This window comes from Actinophytocola sp., assembly GCF_035942955.1.
GTDB lineage: Bacteria > Actinomycetota > Actinomycetes > Mycobacteriales > Pseudonocardiaceae > DASYTH01.
Genome location: NZ_DASZCQ010000132.1, coordinates 16,995 through 32,170 on the forward strand (window position 1 = coordinate 16,995; position 15,176 = coordinate 32,170).

The 15,176-nt window shown below is 69.6% G+C and carries 20 protein-coding genes and 1 pseudogene; 14 read left to right on the top strand and 7 right to left on the bottom strand.

Annotated elements, in window-relative coordinates; all coding sequences use genetic code 11:
- Positions 1-59 precede the first annotated feature (59 nt).
- A pseudogene (locus tag VGX25_RS35665) lies at positions 60-233 on the top strand (Uma2 family endonuclease); the annotation flags it as partial.
- A gap of 65 nt (positions 234-298) precedes the next feature.
- On the top strand, positions 299-448 hold the full coding sequence (locus VGX25_RS13235; protein ID WP_326918021.1) for a hypothetical protein: 150 nt from the start codon (positions 299-301) through the stop codon (positions 446-448).
- A 4-nt stretch (positions 449-452) separates the two neighbouring features.
- Here the strand turns inward: VGX25_RS13235 and VGX25_RS13240 are convergent, their stop codons facing one another.
- Positions 453-1,106, bottom strand: a complete 654-nt coding sequence (locus tag VGX25_RS13240) for an aminodeoxychorismate/anthranilate synthase component II (protein WP_326918022.1) — start codon at positions 1,104-1,106, stop codon at positions 453-455.
- 94 nt (positions 1,107-1,200) lie between these two features.
- Here VGX25_RS13240 and VGX25_RS13245 point away from each other — a divergent pair, with 94 nt between their 5' ends.
- From VGX25_RS13245 to VGX25_RS13275, 7 genes are read left to right on the top strand one after another with little or no spacing between them, the layout of a single operon-like run.
- Positions 1,201-2,103 carry a hypothetical protein gene (locus VGX25_RS13245; RefSeq protein WP_326918023.1) on the top strand — a complete coding sequence of 301 codons (903 nt, stop codon included), beginning with the start codon at positions 1,201-1,203 and terminating at the stop codon, positions 2,101-2,103.
- Between the two features lie 3 nt (positions 2,104-2,106).
- Positions 2,107-2,385: a hypothetical protein gene (locus VGX25_RS13250; protein ID WP_326918024.1), complete on the top strand. Its 279-nt coding sequence runs from the start codon at positions 2,107-2,109 to the stop codon at positions 2,383-2,385.
- Positions 2,382-3,296: an FAD:protein FMN transferase gene (locus VGX25_RS13255; RefSeq protein WP_326918025.1), complete on the top strand. Its 915-nt coding sequence runs from the start codon at positions 2,382-2,384 to the stop codon at positions 3,294-3,296. Before VGX25_RS13250 ends, VGX25_RS13255 begins: the two co-directional genes overlap by 4 nt.
- Positions 3,293-3,856, top strand: a complete 564-nt coding sequence (locus VGX25_RS13260) for a ferric reductase-like transmembrane domain-containing protein (protein WP_326918026.1) — start codon at positions 3,293-3,295, stop codon at positions 3,854-3,856. Before VGX25_RS13255 ends, VGX25_RS13260 begins: the two co-directional genes overlap by 4 nt.
- Positions 3,853-5,157, top strand: coding sequence for an NADH-ubiquinone oxidoreductase-F iron-sulfur binding region domain-containing protein (locus VGX25_RS13265; protein WP_326918027.1), 1,305 nt, complete (start codon positions 3,853-3,855; stop codon positions 5,155-5,157). The genes VGX25_RS13260 and VGX25_RS13265 overlap by 4 nt, the downstream gene beginning before the upstream one ends.
- Positions 5,154-5,366: a ferredoxin gene (locus VGX25_RS13270; protein ID WP_326918028.1), complete on the top strand. Its 213-nt coding sequence runs from the start codon at positions 5,154-5,156 to the stop codon at positions 5,364-5,366. Before VGX25_RS13265 ends, VGX25_RS13270 begins: the two co-directional genes overlap by 4 nt.
- A 4-nt stretch (positions 5,367-5,370) precedes the next feature.
- A complete protein-coding gene (locus tag VGX25_RS13275) occupies positions 5,371-6,600 on the top strand; it encodes an APC family permease (RefSeq protein WP_326918073.1) in 1,230 nt (409 codons plus the stop codon).
- On the opposite strand, the gene VGX25_RS13280 is transcribed toward VGX25_RS13275, so the two are convergent.
- Positions 6,587-6,742: a hypothetical protein gene (locus VGX25_RS13280; RefSeq protein ID WP_326918029.1), complete on the bottom strand. Its 156-nt coding sequence runs from the start codon at positions 6,740-6,742 to the stop codon at positions 6,587-6,589. The genes VGX25_RS13275 and VGX25_RS13280 overlap by 14 nt on opposite strands.
- Positions 6,742-7,641, bottom strand: coding sequence for a class E sortase (locus VGX25_RS13285; RefSeq protein ID WP_326918030.1), 900 nt, complete (start codon positions 7,639-7,641; stop codon positions 6,742-6,744). The genes VGX25_RS13280 and VGX25_RS13285 overlap by 1 nt, the downstream gene beginning before the upstream one ends.
- A 102-nt stretch (positions 7,642-7,743) precedes the next feature.
- Here VGX25_RS13285 and crgA point away from each other — a divergent pair, with 102 nt between their 5' ends.
- Together crgA and VGX25_RS13295 are read left to right on the top strand one after the other, a co-directional pair.
- Positions 7,744-8,010: a cell division protein CrgA gene (gene crgA / locus VGX25_RS13290; protein ID WP_326918032.1), complete on the top strand. Its 267-nt coding sequence runs from the start codon at positions 7,744-7,746 to the stop codon at positions 8,008-8,010.
- Between the two features lie 102 nt (positions 8,011-8,112).
- On the top strand, positions 8,113-8,529 hold the full coding sequence (locus VGX25_RS13295) for a PH domain-containing protein (protein WP_326918033.1): 417 nt from the start codon (positions 8,113-8,115) through the stop codon (positions 8,527-8,529).
- Here the strand turns inward: VGX25_RS13295 and VGX25_RS13300 are convergent, their stop codons facing one another.
- Together VGX25_RS13300 and VGX25_RS13305 are read right to left on the bottom strand one after the other, a co-directional pair.
- On the bottom strand, positions 8,530-9,447 hold the full coding sequence (locus VGX25_RS13300; protein ID WP_326918034.1) for a rhomboid family intramembrane serine protease: 918 nt from the start codon (positions 9,445-9,447) through the stop codon (positions 8,530-8,532).
- Between the two features lie 6 nt (positions 9,448-9,453).
- Entirely contained in the window at positions 9,454-9,981 is a 528-nt protein-coding gene (locus VGX25_RS13305; RefSeq protein WP_326918035.1) for a peptidylprolyl isomerase, read from the bottom strand.
- Between the two features lie 129 nt (positions 9,982-10,110).
- On the opposite strand from VGX25_RS13305, the gene VGX25_RS13310 reads away from it, so the two are divergent.
- A complete protein-coding gene (locus tag VGX25_RS13310) occupies positions 10,111-10,854 on the top strand; it encodes a hypothetical protein (RefSeq protein ID WP_326918037.1) in 744 nt (247 codons plus the stop codon).
- Here VGX25_RS13310 and VGX25_RS13315 read toward each other — a convergent pair.
- Complete coding sequence (locus VGX25_RS13315; protein WP_414635792.1) at positions 10,851-11,279, bottom strand: DUF2020 domain-containing protein; 429 nt, start codon at positions 11,277-11,279, stop codon at positions 10,851-10,853. The genes VGX25_RS13310 and VGX25_RS13315 overlap by 4 nt on opposite strands.
- Positions 11,280-12,543: 1,264 nt before the next feature.
- On the opposite strand from VGX25_RS13315, the gene VGX25_RS13320 reads away from it, so the two are divergent.
- Complete coding sequence (locus tag VGX25_RS13320; RefSeq protein ID WP_326918040.1) at positions 12,544-12,981, top strand: hypothetical protein; 438 nt, start codon at positions 12,544-12,546, stop codon at positions 12,979-12,981.
- Between the two features lie 734 nt (positions 12,982-13,715).
- Positions 13,716-14,378 (top strand): hypothetical protein, encoded by a 663-nt coding sequence (locus VGX25_RS13325; RefSeq protein WP_326918041.1) that lies wholly within the window; start codon positions 13,716-13,718, stop codon positions 14,376-14,378.
- A gap of 78 nt (positions 14,379-14,456) precedes the next feature.
- Here VGX25_RS13325 and VGX25_RS13330 read toward each other — a convergent pair whose 3' ends face one another.
- A complete protein-coding gene (locus VGX25_RS13330; RefSeq protein WP_326918043.1) occupies positions 14,457-15,155 on the bottom strand; it encodes a Shedu anti-phage system protein SduA domain-containing protein in 699 nt (232 codons plus the stop codon).
- Positions 15,156-15,176 lie beyond the last annotated feature (21 nt).

The following is a 15,176-nucleotide window of genomic DNA, read 5'->3' on the forward strand; positions in this document are numbered from 1 at the left end:
CGTCCTGATCGTGTCGCCGCGTCGGTCTTCACCCCATCAGCGGGTGGATCTACCGCCTGATCCAGCAGCTACCTGCGGAGTGGGAGGCGCTCGGCGAACTCGAAGTCGTCGTCGACGATCAGGAACCCGCGACCGTGCGCGTGCCGGATGTGGTCGTAATTCCCGCCAACATCGATGTACCCCGGCTGGCTCCGGTCGACGTCCGGCTCGCGATCGAGATCATCTCGCCCGGTTCTCGCCGCCCGGACACCCGGGTGAAGCCGCTCGACTACGCCGACGCCGGCATTCCCATTGCTGGGTGGTCGACCTCGACCCGCCGGCGAGCATCGCGACATACCACCCGGCCGGCACGTTCTACCAGGAAGCACCCGCGGTGACAGGCGAGCTGGTGGTCCCGGAGCCGTTCCCCATGAGGATCGACATCCCCGCGCTGGTTGCTCGTCGCTGATCGCTCAGGCGTGCGCCGCCTCGGCGAGCGTGCGCATCGCGGTCTCCAGCTCGACGACCCGGTGCTCGGGCACGGGGTGGCCGCAGGTGGCCAGCCAGTTGGCGAGTATCCGGTGGCCGCCGTCGGTGAGCACCGACTCTGGGTGGAACTGCACGCCTTCGACCGGCAGTGACTTGTGGCGCATGGCCATCACCACGCCGCCGTCGGTGCGGCCGGTGATCTCGAACGCCTCGAGGGGGATGGTCTCGGGGAGCACGGTCAGCGAGTGGTAGCGGGTGGCGGTGAACGGGCTGGGGAGGCCGGCGAGCACGCCGGCGCCGGAGTGCTGGACCTGGCTCACCTTGCCGTGCCGTAGTTCGGGGGCGCGATCGACGGTGGCACCCCAGGCCACCCCGATCGCCTGGTGGCCGAGGCACACGCCGAGCACGGGCAGCCGGCGGTCGGCGCACCTCTTGATCACCTCGATGCTGGCGCCGGCCCGCTCCGGGGTGCTCGGGCCGGGGCTGACCAGCACCCCGTCGAAGCCGGTCAGCGCGTCGGCGGCGGTCAGCGCGGCGTCGTCGTTGCGGCGCACCACGCAGTCGGCGCCGAGCTGGGCCAGGTACTGGACCAGGTTGTAGACGAAGCTGTCGTAGTTGTCGACCACGAGAACGCGCATGGCCGCAACCCTAATGAACCGGGGCCGCGTTCCGATCGTGTTTTTGCTGAACGTGCAATCGCGCCGCAACCGCTCGCAGGAGGATCCGGTGGTGATGAGGACTGTTGGTCGGCGACTGGCCGTGCTCCTCCCGGTGCTGGGCGGCCTGCTGCTCGCGGCGCCCTCGGCGGACGCCGGGCCGGTCGAGGACGCCACCGCGGCGTTACGCGCCGACTCGGTGTACGTGTCCCCCGTGGCGAACCGCAGGATCGACCTCGACGCGGTCCGCGCGGCGATCGGCGCCGAGCCGATCAAGATCGCGATCATCCCGAAGATCGAAAGCGTAAGCGAGGTGGCCGCGCTGCCCCGCCGGATGGCCGCCGACCTGCCAGGGCACACGATCGCCGTGATCTCGGGCCGGTACTTCTACGCCGGCTCCGAGGTGACCTGCAAGGGCGTCGCCGGCCGGGCCGCGGCCGACGCGATCAACGCCAACGAGGCCGCGCTGGACGCCGTCGACACCCCCGACTCGCCCGGCGACCTGACCAAGCCGCTGATCGACTTCGTGACGGAGATCAAGGCCGCGCCGCGGTGCCCGGACGACGTCGCCAGGGTCGACCGGTACGCCGACGAGCCCGGTGGCGGCGCCGCGGCCGCCGGGCCGGACGACACGGCGACCGTGCTGCCGTGGGTGCTCGGTGGCGCCGGCGGGATCGTGCTGATCGCCGGCGCGATGGTGCTGGTGACCCGAAGGCGCACGAGGTCGGGCGCCGAGACGGACCGGGAGCAGGCCATCGAGCTGGTCAACCGGCTCGGCGCCGAGCTCGCCGAGCTGCCCGCGTACGGCGGGTCCGGCCCGGTGTCCGAGGCCGTCGCCGAGGCGACCGCCCGGCACGGCGAGGCCGAGGCGCTGCTGGCCGGCGCGACCACCGACGCGCAGTTCGCCGCGGCCCGCACGGCCGCACAGGAGGGGCTCGACGCCGCCCGGACCGCCCGCGCGGCACTGGACCGGAGGTAGGTCATGGTCAAGCAGCTGCACCCCAACGCGCGTGACGCGGCGCAGAGCCGGGTCAACCGCCTGACCGTGGGCATCATCGCCGCCAGCATCGCGGGCACCCTCGGTCTCGGCGCCGGCATCGCCATGGCCGCTCCCCCGCCCAAGCAGAACAACAAGACCGACTACGGGCAGAAGTCGAAGACCAAGCCGGCGACGACGCCGACGAAGAACGGCCAGCCGCAGACCAACGACAAGCCGGAAAGCTCCAGCGGCGACGAGCAGACCACGTCGGGTGGATCATGAGCGGCGTCCGGTTCCCCACCATCGGCACCACGGCCCACCTCCTGGTGACCGACCAGTCCAGATTGGACGAAGCGGCCGAGTTGCTCCGCGGCTTCCTGACCGATCTCGACGTTTCCTGCAGCCGCTTCCGTTCCGACTCCGCTCTGTCCGAAGTGAACGGTCAAGGCGAAGGATCCGGTGTGGACCCGGTGCTGTACGCGGCGGTGCGGGTGGCGCTGCGTGCCGCCGAGGAGACCGGCGGGCTGGTCGACCCGACGCTGGGCACGTCCATGATCGCGATCGGCTACGACCGCAGCTTTGCCGACGTACCACCGAAATCCACGCGTCGGGTGACGCCCGTCCGACCGCGACAGGCGTGGCGGGAGATCGTCCTTGACGACGCCACCCGGTCCATCAAGCTCCCCGCGGGCGTCCGGCTGGATCTCGGCGCGACCGCCAAGGCCTGGGCGGCCGACGTGGCCGCGCGGCAGATCGCCGAGCGGCTCGGCTGCGGCGCGCTGGTCAACCTCGGCGGCGACCTCGCCATCGCGGGCGCGGCGCCGGCCGGCGGCTGGGGCGTCCGGGTCACCGCCGACCACGCGGTGAGCAGCGGTGGGCAGGTGGTCGCGGTGCGCTCCGGCGGCCTGGCCACCTCGAGCACCACCGTGCGCACGTGGACGCGGGCCGACCAGGTGCTGCACCACGTGCTGGACCCGGCGACCGGGCTGCCGGCCAAGCGGATCTGGCGGTACGTATCGGTGGCCGCGACCGACTGCGTCACGGCCAACACCGCCGCCACCGCCGCGATCGTGCTCGGCCGGCGGGCGCCGGACTGGCTCGCCGAACGTGATCTCGCCGCCCGGCTCGTCGCCGCGGACGGCACGGTGACCACAGTGGCCGGCTGGCCGCACGACCATCGGGAGGCGGCATGACCACCGCTGCGCCGCTGCTCAGCGAGAGCACGTACTGGTACCTGACCAGGGCCAGCGGCTTCATCTCGCTCGTCCTGTTCTCCGTGGCGTTCACGCTCGGCCTGCTCACCGCCGGCCGGGTCTGGTCGCCGCGTTGGCCACGGTTCGTCACGGAAAGCCTGCACCGCAGCGTGTCCCTGGTCGCGGTCTGCATGGTGGTCGTGCACGTGGTGACGATCGTGCTGGACCGCTTCGTGAAGATCACCCTGGTCGACGCGGTGGTCCCGTTCGTCTCCGGCTACGTCCCGCTGTGGACCGGGCTCGGCACCGTCGCGTTCGACGTGATCATCGTGCTGGTGCTGACCAGCCTGCTGCGCACGCGGCTGAGCCGGTCCATGTGGCGCGCGGTGCACTGGCTGGCCTATCTCGGCTGGCCGGTGGCGCTCGCGCACACGATCGGCATCGGCACCGACCGGCTCTGGGTGCTCGGCGTGGTGGCGGTGTCCGTGGTGATGGTGCTGTCCGCCGGGATGTACCGGGTGGCCGGCTGGCGTCGGGTGGCGATCCGGAGACCGCTATGAGCACACCGCAGTTGGTTGGATACGACGGTCAGCCGCGGCTGATCGGGGCGTGGCTGGCCACGAACCGGACGGCCATGCTCGCCGAGCACGCCGCGATCAACGGGCCGCTGCCGCTCGGCGCGGTGTCCCGGCTGATGGACATGGTGGTCGCGGCCGGTCTGCGCGGCCGCGGCGGGGCCTGGTTCCCCACCGGCCGCAAGCTCGGCACGGTCGCCCGCAACGGCCAGACGGCGGGCGGGTGCCACGTCGTGGTCAACGGCGCGGAGAGCGAGCCGGCCGCGGGCAAGGACAAGCTGCTGCTGCGCGCCGCCCCGCACCTGGTGCTGGACGGCGCCGAGCTGGCGGCGCTGGCGATCGGGGCCAAGCGGGTCACGGTCTGCGTGCACCGCGGCACCGGGCTGGCGCAGCACGTCGCCGGCGCGCTGGCCGAGCGGGCCGCGGCCGGCTGGGGCGGCAAGGCGGTCGGCCTGACCGTCGAGGTCATGGAGCCGCCGCGCTGGTACGTCTCCAGCGAGTCCACCGCGCTGGCGAACTTCGTCGGCGGCGGGGAGGGCAAGCCCCGCGACGTGTCCGCCTACCGCGAGGGCGTCGGCGGCAAGCCGACTCTGGTGTCCAACACCGAGACGCTCGCCCATCTCGGCCTGATCGCGCGGCATGGGCCGGACTGGTTCCGGATGGCCGGCACCGCAGAGGCCCCCGGCACCGCGCTGTTCACGGTGAGCGGGGCGGTGCGGGCGCGCGGCGTGTACGAGTTCCCGGTCGGCGTCACCGGCAACGAGATCATCCGGGCGGCCGGCGGCCCGACCGAGCCGCTTCAGGCCCTGCTGCTCGGCGGCTACGGCGGCGCCTGGGTGCCGCCGGGAGTGCTCGCCACCCCGTTCACCCCGGAGGCGCTGCGGCCGCACGGGGCGTCGCCGGGTGCCGGCGTGGTGGTCGCGCTGCCGCTCGGCGCGTGCGGGTTGGTGGAGACGGTCCGGGTGGCCGCCTGGCTGGCCTCGCAGAACGCCCGGCAGTGCGGCCCGTGCTTCAACGGCCTGCCGGCCATCGCCGACGACCTGGCCCGGCTGACCTGGCGGCGGGACCGGGTGGCGCTCGACCGGCTGCGGTTCCGGATGCGCATGGTCGACAAGCGGGGCGCGTGCGGGCATCCCGACGGGGTGGTGAAGCTGGCCGACTCCGCCCTGCGCGTGTTCGGCGCATGCGTGGACAAGCACCTGTCCGGCCAGGGCTGCCCCGGCCTGTACCGGCCGCCGATGCTTCCGGTTCCGGCGCCGCCGAGTCGAAGCGAGGGATGGAAATGACTCCGCAACGGCTGCACGTCAACATGATTGAATGCGACGGCCACGGGATGTGCGCCGAGCTGGTGCCCGAGCTGATTGGACTTGACGAGTGGGGATACCCGGTGGTCTCGCCGGATCCGGTGCCACGACACCTGTCCAAGCACGCCAAGCGCGCCGTCACGCTGTGCCCGATGCTGGCGCTGAAGCTCGTGGAGCGGCCCGGGAAGTGATCCCCTGACCGGGGGGAAGCTGGCCCGGCGACTCGGTCCGTTCGACGCGACCGCGATCGGTCTCGGCTCGATGCTCGGCGCCGGGGTGTTCGCCGTGTTCGCCCCGGCCGCGGCCGCGGCGGGCGCCGGTCTGCTGATCGCCTTGGCCCTTGCCGGATTCGTCGCCTACTGCAACGCGGCCGCCTCGGCCCAGCTGGCCGCGGCGCATCCGGAATCGGGCGGCACGTACGTCTACGGGTGCCTGCGGCTCGGCCCGTGGTGGGGGTTCACCGCCGGCTGGGGTTTCGTGGTCGGCAAGACGGCCAGCTGCGCGGCCATGGCGATGACGTTCGCCGGCTACGCCGTGCCGGGCTATGAGAAACCCGCGGCCGTCCTCGCCGTGCTGCTGCTGGCGGCGGTGAACTACCGGGGGGTCACCCGGACCGCGCTGCTGACCAGGATCCTGCTGAGCGTCGTTCTTCTCGTGCTGGCAACGGTGATCGCTTTGTCCATTATGGACGCTTCGGCGGACCGGCTGACCGGCGACTGGTTCGGCCGCGGGCCGCTCGGTGTGCTGCAGGCGGCCGGGCTGCTGTTCTTCGCGTTCGCCGGGTACGCCCGGATCGCCACCATGGGCGAGGAGGTGCGCGACCCGCGGCGCACCATCCCCAGGGCGATCATCGGCGCGCTGGCCGGCGCCCTGGTGATCTACCTTCTGGTGGGCGCGGCGCTGCTGCTGGTGCTGGGTCCGGACCGGCTGGCCGCGTCGACCGTCCCGCTGGCCGACGCGCTCGGCGCCGCCGGGCACCCGAACCTGACCGTGGTGGCCAGGATCGGCGCCGCCGCGGCCAGCCTCGGCGCGCTGCTGGCGCTGATCGCCGGTGTCGGCCGCACGATGCTGGCCATGGCGCGCAACCGGGACCTGCCGCACTGGCTGTCCGCCGTGCATCCCCGGTTCAGCGTTCCGCACCGCGCCGAGCTGGCGCTCGCCGTGGTGGTGTGCGGCCTGGTCCTGGTGGCCGATCTGCGCCACGCGATCGGGTTCTCGTCGTTCGGCGTGCTGGTCTACTACGCCATCGCCAACGCCAGCGCCTTCACCCAACCCGAGGAGGCGCGCCGCTGGCCCCGCTGGCTCAACCTGGTGGGGTTCCTCGCCTGCCTGCTGCTCGCCGCCGCGCTCCCGATCGTGTCGGTGCTCATCGGCCTCGCGGTGTTCGCCATCGGCCTCGGCGGCCGTGCGCTCATTCGGCGGTGACGTTGTTGAACGGGAGCATGGGCTCCAGCCACGGAAACACGACGAGCATCAGCAGCGCGACCACGCCGGCGACGAGGAGCGCCGCCGCGCCGATGCGCACGGCGAGCGGTCCGGGCAGGTGCCGCCAGATCCACGCGTACATCAGCCCTCCTTCATCTCCGGCGGCGGCCCGGTTCCCCGGGTTCCCTTGATCCACTGGTCCACCATGATCGCGTGGATGATCAACCGTTGCCGGTCGGAGAACTTGGGGTGGCAGGTGGTGAGCGTCATCAGCGGCTCAAGGTCGCCGGCGCTGCCGATCGACTGCGGCAGATGCGGGATCGGGGCGATCACCGATCCCTGCGACGGCGCCACGATCTCCCTGCCGACCGTCCGGGCGTAGTCACCCGGCAACGGGTTCACCTCCTGCTTCCTGCCCTGCGATCCGGTCACGTTGCATCGCGGTTTGGTCTTCGCGATCTCCGCCCAGTCCTGCACCTCGTCGGCCATCGGCAGCACGCGGTAGATGTACCACTTGTTCTGGGTCTCGACGATGATCGCGTCGCACGAGGCGAGCAGGTCGATGTCGTTGAACGGCGCACCCTTGCCCACCCGGTGCCCGGCCACCGCGAAGTTGCCCGGATCGCCCGGATACGCGGTGTCGATGTAGTGCCCCGGCCCGATCTCCAGCGACTTCTCCGTGGTGCCCTCGATGATCGTGAACTGGTAGTCGGAGCCGAAGGCGGGGATGTACATCTTCGCGAAGCCCTCCCCCTCCCTCAGGCCCTCGAAGTGGTCCACCCGCTGCGGGTCCTGCTCGCCCTTCCAGCGGTCGTCGAGCGCCGCGGTGGCGTCGCGCTGCTTGCCCGCCGAGATCAGGTCGGTCACGTAGACCTCGTAGATCACGAACAGCAGCACGACCACGCCAAGGGTGATCAGCACCTCGCCGATGGTCCGGACCACCGTGCGCACCGGATCCCGGCGCGGCGGTGGAACATCCGGCCCGGTCAGCGCACCGGAGATGCGCCCAGAGCCGCGGGCGACGTCCTCGACACTGCCCACACGTCCTCCCGCCGAATGTCAGACCCTATGCTCTAGTGGTTCGTCGGCCTGCTCGATTACGTTAACGTGTTGGGTTGGCTCCATAGCAGGTGAGGACTCTCGATGCCTAAGTCCAAGGTCCGGAAGAAGGCCGTCTACACCGCGCCGGCCGATCGACGCACGCCGGTGAAGGTGAAGTCGGCCGGACCGTCCCACCCGATCTATGTCGTGGTCATGCTCGGCGTGATGCTGCTCGGCCTGGCCTGGCTGGTCGTCAACTACATCGCCGGCACCAAGATCCCGATCATGAACGATCTGGGCAACTGGAACTTCGCCATCGGGTTCGCCCTGATGATCGGCGGTCTGCTGATGACCATGCGGTGGCGCTGACCGTTCATCCCGGCGCCGCTCGGTGTTCATCCGGATACCGCCGTTCAGCCTACCGTGACTGAACCACATGGCTGTAACTCATCCCCAGTGTGGACAACTGCTGTGGACAACTCCACCAGGTCAGATGCGCATTCTTGGGCCCCGCGGGCGCCGCTGGTCGGCCTGGCGTGGGTGCTCGCCGCGGCCGCGACCGGGTGGGTGATCCTCACCGACGACCTGCCCGGTCGGGTGCTGCTCGCAGTCGCCGCGATCGGCCTCGCCCTGCTCGCGTTGTTCGGCACGGTCGCCCGGCCGCGGCTGACCGCCGACGCCGGCGGGGTCACCGTGCGCAACCTGACCGGCCGCCGGCACTGGGGCTGGGGCGAGGTGAACGTGCGACTGGTGCACACCCGCCGGCTCGGCCGCGACCTGGCGACCGTCGAGCTGGACGCCGAGGACGACCTGGTCGTGCTCGGCTGGTTCGACCTCGGCGCGGACCCGGTCGACGTGGTGGACGCGATCCGCGCGCTGCGGACCTGATCAGCCACTGATCCGGATGCAGCCGAACCGGGGATCGCAGAACAGCTCGCCCAACTGCGCGTCCCGCACCAGGATCAGGCCAACGAGCGCGACCACCAACCCGATCATCGTGCCGGTCTGCCATGCGGCCCGGGACCGCGCCGGGGCATACACCATCGCGGCGGTCGCGACCGCCCCGACCACCAAACCGCCGAGATGGCCAAGCAGCGAGATGTTGGGCAGCGTGATGCTGATGAACACGTTCAGCGCGATGATCCCGAGTGCCGGGCCCGGATTCAGCTTGAGCCGCAACAACACCACGGCGATCCCGCCCATCAGGCCGAACACCGCCCCGGACGCGCCGGCCACGGGCTGGTTGGCGTTGCCGAACAGCATGATCGCGACGGCGCCGCCGAGCATCGAGACGAAGTACACCGCCGCGAACCGCAGCCGCCCGAGCAGCGGCTCCAGATCCCGGCCGAGCACGTACAACGCGATCATGTTCAACGCGATGTGCACCGGACCCTGGTGCAGGAAGCCCGACGTGAACATGCGCCACCACTCGCCGTAGGCGACGAGCGTCGGCCGCAGGTGCCAGTCGATGAACAGCTCGCTGTTCTGGTTGTTGCCGATGCTCTGGGCCTGGTACGCGGTGACCGCGAACACCACGAGGTTGAGCAGGATCAGCGCCGGCACGACGATGAGCCGCTGGGACGGCTCGGCCCCGGCCACCGTCCTGGCCCGCCGGACGGTGCGGCGGCCCTCGTTCACGCAGTCGACGCACTGGTAGCCGACCGAGGCCTCGCGCAGGCACTCCGGGCAGGCCGGGCGGTCACACCGGGTGCAGCGCAACCCGGTCGGCCGGTCCGGGTGCCGCACGCAGCTCGGCATGGCCGCCTGAGTTCCCCACGAGTCGGGCGGCTCCGGCGGGGTGGTCATGCCGGCTCAGCTCTCCGAGCGCTCGATCGTGACGCGCTGGATCACCACGTCCTCGACGGGGCGGTCGCCGGCGCCGACCTTGGTCCGGGCGATCGCGTCGACCACGTTGCGGGACTCCTGGTCGGCGACCTCACCGAAGATCGTGTGCTTGAAGTTCAGCCAGGTCGTCGGCGCCACCGTGATGAAGAACTGCGAGCCGTTCATGTTCGGCCGCCCGGGGTTGGCCATCGCCAGCAGGTACGGCCGGTTGAACTGCAGCTCCGGGTGGAACTCGTCGGCGAAGTTGTAGCCGGGCCCGCCGCGGCCGGTCCCGGTCGGGTCGCCGCCCTGGATCATGAATCCATCGATCACCCGATGGAAGATCGACCCGTCGTAGTACGGCCCGGACCGTTCCCCCTTCGCGTTGGCCGGGGAGTACTCCTTGGTCCCCTCGGCGAGGCCGACGAAGTTGCTCACGGTCTTGGGTGCATGATCGGGAAGGAGGTTCAGCCGGATATCACCCTGCGTGGTGTGCAGGGTGGCCGAAACCTTCATTCCAACGAGGGATCCACTGCTGTCTGCCACTTGGTCATCCTGCCATCTCCAGCGGGATCGGCGGTTCCGGGGCAGGATGGATATGTCCCTGTAGGTACTGGAGTACACACGATGGACGAGGTGAAGGCGATGACTCGGGCCGGAGAGACGGTGGGGAAGGCCGTCGCGGCCAGCCTGGACGCAGTGCGTCGGGCCGGGATTGCCGGCGCCGAGGCGACCGCGCGGGCGGCGACCGCTGCCGAGCACAAACTGACCGAGCACGGCGCCGCGCCCCAACAGCTTTCCGCGGCGTTGGCCGAAGGTGCTCAGGTCGCACGGGATGAGATGGCCAAGACGACCAAGCGTGCGCGGCGCAGGCTGGCGCGCACGGCCAAGCACACTCGCAAGGAGCTGGCCAAGGCCGCCGAGCAGGCGCGCAAGGATGCGAAGCGGTCCAGGCCGGCGAAGGTCGCGCGGGCCCAGCTCAAGCGGGCCAAGAAGGAGGCCAAGGAGGCCAGGAAGGGCTTCGCCGCCGAGGCGGAGCGGTTCAAGGCGCGCACCAAGGAAGGCGCCGCGCACCTGGCCGAGACCAGGGCTCAGATGAAGGCCGCGGCCAAGGCGGCACGGGCGGAAGCCAAGGCCCGCCCCAAGCGCCGCCGGCGCTGGCCGCTGCTCGTCCTGATCGCGGCCATCGGCGCGGGGGTCGCGTACCTGCGCAAGGCGAAGTCCGAGCTGGTCACGCCGGCCACCCCGCCGGCGCCAGCGCCGGCCAAGCCCGCCGAGCCGAGGGCCGACAAGGCCGAGAAGGCGGAGTCGGCCAAGGCATCCACCGAGGGCGACGGCCAGCGCAACGGCCAGTCCGCCCCGCAGAAGCCGGCCAGCCGCCCGAACTAGAGCCCCAACGCGGCGATCGTCCTCTCGGCGACCCGCTTGGCCTTGATGGTCTGCGCCTGGTTCGTCGTGATCACGACCGCCGCGCCACCCTTGGCCACGGCGTACACGGCACCGCTGTCGGTCGGCTGGGCCCCACCCGCCCAGCCGCCCGGCAGCTCCGCCGGGTTCGACGTGCTCCGCGGCGCCTCCCGATCAACCAACGCCTTCGCCGCCCCCGGATCCCCCACGTACACCTGCACCGTCAGCTGAACCTTCCCGTCCCCCCGATAGAAAAAGCACGCCGGATGCGGCACATCCGCCGACACCCGCACCTTCCCCACCCGCTGCCCGTTCGCATCGGCCACGAACGCGCTCTCCAGATAGGGACACGGCCCCTCCCCCACCGCCACCGGACTCCCCGGCGGCTGCACGGTACTGGTCGGCACCGGCTCACTGGGCCGCTCAACCCCCACCGCCCGCCCCGCCACCTGCCCACCACACCCCGCGAGCGCGACCAACACCGCCCCAGCCAAGACCACCACTCGTCCCATAGCGCCGCACAGTCAACCAGACCCGACGTAAGCCAGCGGTTGCCCGACACGGTCGACGGCAGGGGCGGCAAGTCGTACCGCAACTGCGTCGGCGACAGCCTGTCCTGCTCCGGCCGCCAGTCCGACCAGATCCGAAACCTGCCACCAGAAGCCTCGTAGTCACCCCCACCCTCCAGAACTCGATCAGCTCGGTCGCGACCGCCGGCATCGAGCTCACCCTCAACGAGGTTCACACGCCCACCGATCTCGTGGTCGTCGACCAGAGGTCACAGGGCTTGCCCAGCTCCACGATCTCCGTCGCACCGCGGTCCACGTAGCGCTGCCGAGCTCGCTTCACCGCATGGTGCTCGCTGGCCTTCCTGAGCCTGCTATCGCTCAGATGCCGACTGCCGATCCGATAGACATGTCTGCCGGTTGCCGGGTCGAACCACCGCCCGGCGTCGCCAGAGCGCTCGGCACGTCAGGTATGCCTGCGCGGCTCGTATGGGCCAGGCCGGTGCGAAGAAGAACCCAAGTACAGGTGATCCGCGCACCTTCCGCTCGAGCTGCTCCTCCGCTTGGCGTAGCCACGGCGCCGGCTCGACCCGGCGCCATGCGTCACTCTGACCCGGTCGCCGGAACCCACGAGCCCGGCCATGCATGCCGTGCGCATCCATGTGTCGCCATCTCCACGGATTGCGGACCGATCACTTCGGACCAACCCCACGAGCGCGGACCACTCACCCTCACGGAACTCCCGCGAGTACCTCGTCCTCCGAGCCGTGATCCACATCCTCACTCAACGAGTGAGCCTCCATCAGACCCCGGGGCGGTTCAGCGAGCGTCTTGTGCCAGTGCAGAACGATGTCGCCGGCCGGATCTCGGTGACACGCGTGTCCCCACTCCGCCCGCCGGCACCGTTGAGCGCCGGTGCCTTGGGATCCGCACTCAGTCCCGTCCGACGGTCGGTGATTGCCCGGCTCGCCGGCCCACCGGTCGTCGATCGACACACCGGGACCATCCCGCGGCTTGCCCTGGTCAGGGTTGTTTGATCGCAGCTCTACATGGGAATTTCTCGGCCGAGCACCGGTGCCGACGAGACCGAGACTTAAGCGAGACTCATTCGACAACTGCTGCACTTGGGTAGGGCCAGTCAAGTTGGCTACCCCTAGGACCGGCCATGAACGATCACTCTGCCGCGAGGTGCAAGCGCCCCGGCTGCACCGAGACCGTCCAACCCTGGTTGGACACCGAGTTCTGCTCCAGCACCTGCCGCGACGCGCCCATGGAGCCGACCCTCACCAGCGCCCTGCCGATCCTCGTCGAGCCCACCGACCCCCCCACCCACTGCGTCCGCGTCCTCGGCACCGAGCTCTACATCGGCCCCGCCCATGCCGACCGCGACATGTACGTCCTCGTCTGCCTCGGCCCCGGCCCCCAGATCCAAGCCGTCCGCGGCCCAGCCATCCTCGCCGGCAAACTCCCCGAACCCTGCACCCCCGCCGGAGCCTCCCCCGTCGCCCTCATCCGCCTACTCCGCGCCCAACCCTGCGTGCGCCAGTCGGACATCACCCACCTCACCCCAGAAGGCCCACCGGCCCAATCCACCCCAGCCTAAGTCGAGTGGAGACGAGGGGAATCGAACCCCTAACCCCTGCCTTGCAAATGTACGGCCGACTACCCGCAGTGACCTCGGGGCCCAATCTGCTAGACGTTGAGTGAGATTCTGGCCGATAGTGGCCGTGATTCCCCATGACTCCCCCTCCGTCCGGGCACGCGAGGGGCACGCCGGGGGCACGGCCATGAGCCGCGCCGTCGTCCACATGACGAGCTGCACGCCATCGAAGAGAGCAAGCTGCCCAGCCATCTTGGCCACCTCCGGACCGTGAGCCGACACGATCGAAGTCCGCGGCTCGGGTGCCTCCTCGCCGCCGTTCCCCGCCCTTGCCGCGCCTAACACCGGGTCGTCGGTGTCAAGGGTCGAGCGAAGCTCGATCGCGCAGCGACGCGCCAGCGCCCTTGATGCCGGCGGCCCGGTGTCAGACGATCTCGGGCGGTAGAGGGAACGGTCTCGTTGACGCGCTGGTGCTGGCTCGAGCTGCTGTCGGGTTGCTGGCCCTGGTTTCGGTGTGCCGCCGCGCGGCGCGCGTGGGTGCGCTCGCCGGGAGCCGTGCCGCGCGGTGCCGGCCGGCGTGAGCGGAGCGGCAGCCGGCCGTGTGCCGCGTCCGAAGAGTGGCGCTGGTGCCAGCGCGACCGGCCCTGCGAGCGCGCCGCGCGGCGGCGCGCCTTGATCCCATAGAGCCAAATTCGGCAGCATCCCACTACATTCGGCGAATGATCCCGGATCCAATCGTGACCGTGCTCGTCGGGGCAGGCCTTGCCCTCTTAGCTCAGATCGCGGTTCAACTGTTCGTGGTGCCGCACGTAGAAGCCCGGAAAAGAAGAGAAGATCGCTGGGAGCGTGACGTGCTTGCTCTCGGCGAGTTGCTCTCCGCTGAGTTACCAGACCGCGCCGCAGCCGCCAGGCGTGATCAATCACTCCTAAACGCCGTCCATCGCAGGCTGGAGAGCGCTACTGAAGTGGATGCTGAACGTCGCGAAGAGTTAATCCGTGAGTTGGAACTTAAGGCAAACGAGTCAGTTGCCCGCTATAAGGCACTGGCCCTCACACGAATTGACTGGCTTGCCAATCGCATTCGGGATATCGACGCTAATAACGCCAGGCTACAGGAGTTCTTCATTCTGGCAGAGAAGTACGGCTTACACGGTAGGTTCTGTACACTCTGGGTACCCGCAGGAAAGAGCTACAACGATGACGTCTTCCACAAAGCTTGGAATCTGGAGCGCGAACTCGCCGAAAAGCTGTATGAGTTCGTCAATGCGTTTGCTCGATGTAGGGTGCCACGGAAAGCGTCATGGCTGCGCCGCTGGCTTCGTGCGTCTAGTGTCCGGAAGGCTGGACTGTGGCTTCTGATACACACTCGCGGCCGACCGGGCAAAGATGGGACGCCATGACGCGTGGCAGCATCCCCGGCGGCGGCCCCGCAGCGTTACCAACTTTGACGAAGGTTCGAACACTACACGGGCCTTTCGCTATGCGATCCCACACTCCTCGCAGCTCGGCGAACCATGCTTCCCCGGCTCCTGTGCCCGATCCTCCGCCTCGCGGATCAACCTGTCATATGACCAGATCTCTACTTGGTGTCTTTCCTCAAACCGACGCAATCGCCCAGCCCGGTCCTCGTCGGTTCTATCGTCACTGCGACCGATAATGACAAGCCCAGGTGCCGGGTAGATGTCTGTCAGGCCAAGACCTCCCTTATTACGCGGGCGACGGGCGATGTCCAAATTATCTTCGCACCACGCTCGCCAGTCGTCGATTTGCTTAATGCCTTGCCTGAGCTGCTTACGCGCATGGCCATGCTGAGTAAACAGCGAGTCAATGACAGGCGTTTCCAGCTCAACAAAAGACCACCGCACGCCACCACTGTTGATGCGCGCGACGAGGAAGTCTGGGAAGTACCTCTCCGCCAGGCTCGGTTGAGGGATAACCCAGCGGCAGTGCGGCACCCCCCTCTCACCCACCAGTAAAGCTGGATGCTCGGCGATGTAGCGCTGCAGCGGCTTCTCGTCGGGCGCGGTCTCCAATATCTTTCGAAAATCGCTGACCTCAGCCGTTGTGACTTCCCCTACACCGGACCACACGCAGCGCTTCTTAAACCCATTGCGGCCGAACTCTTCATGTACCCGCTTCTCGTACTCGAGCCATGGCTCGATGAAGTTATCGCTCACCCTGCGGGGCACAGATAGCAC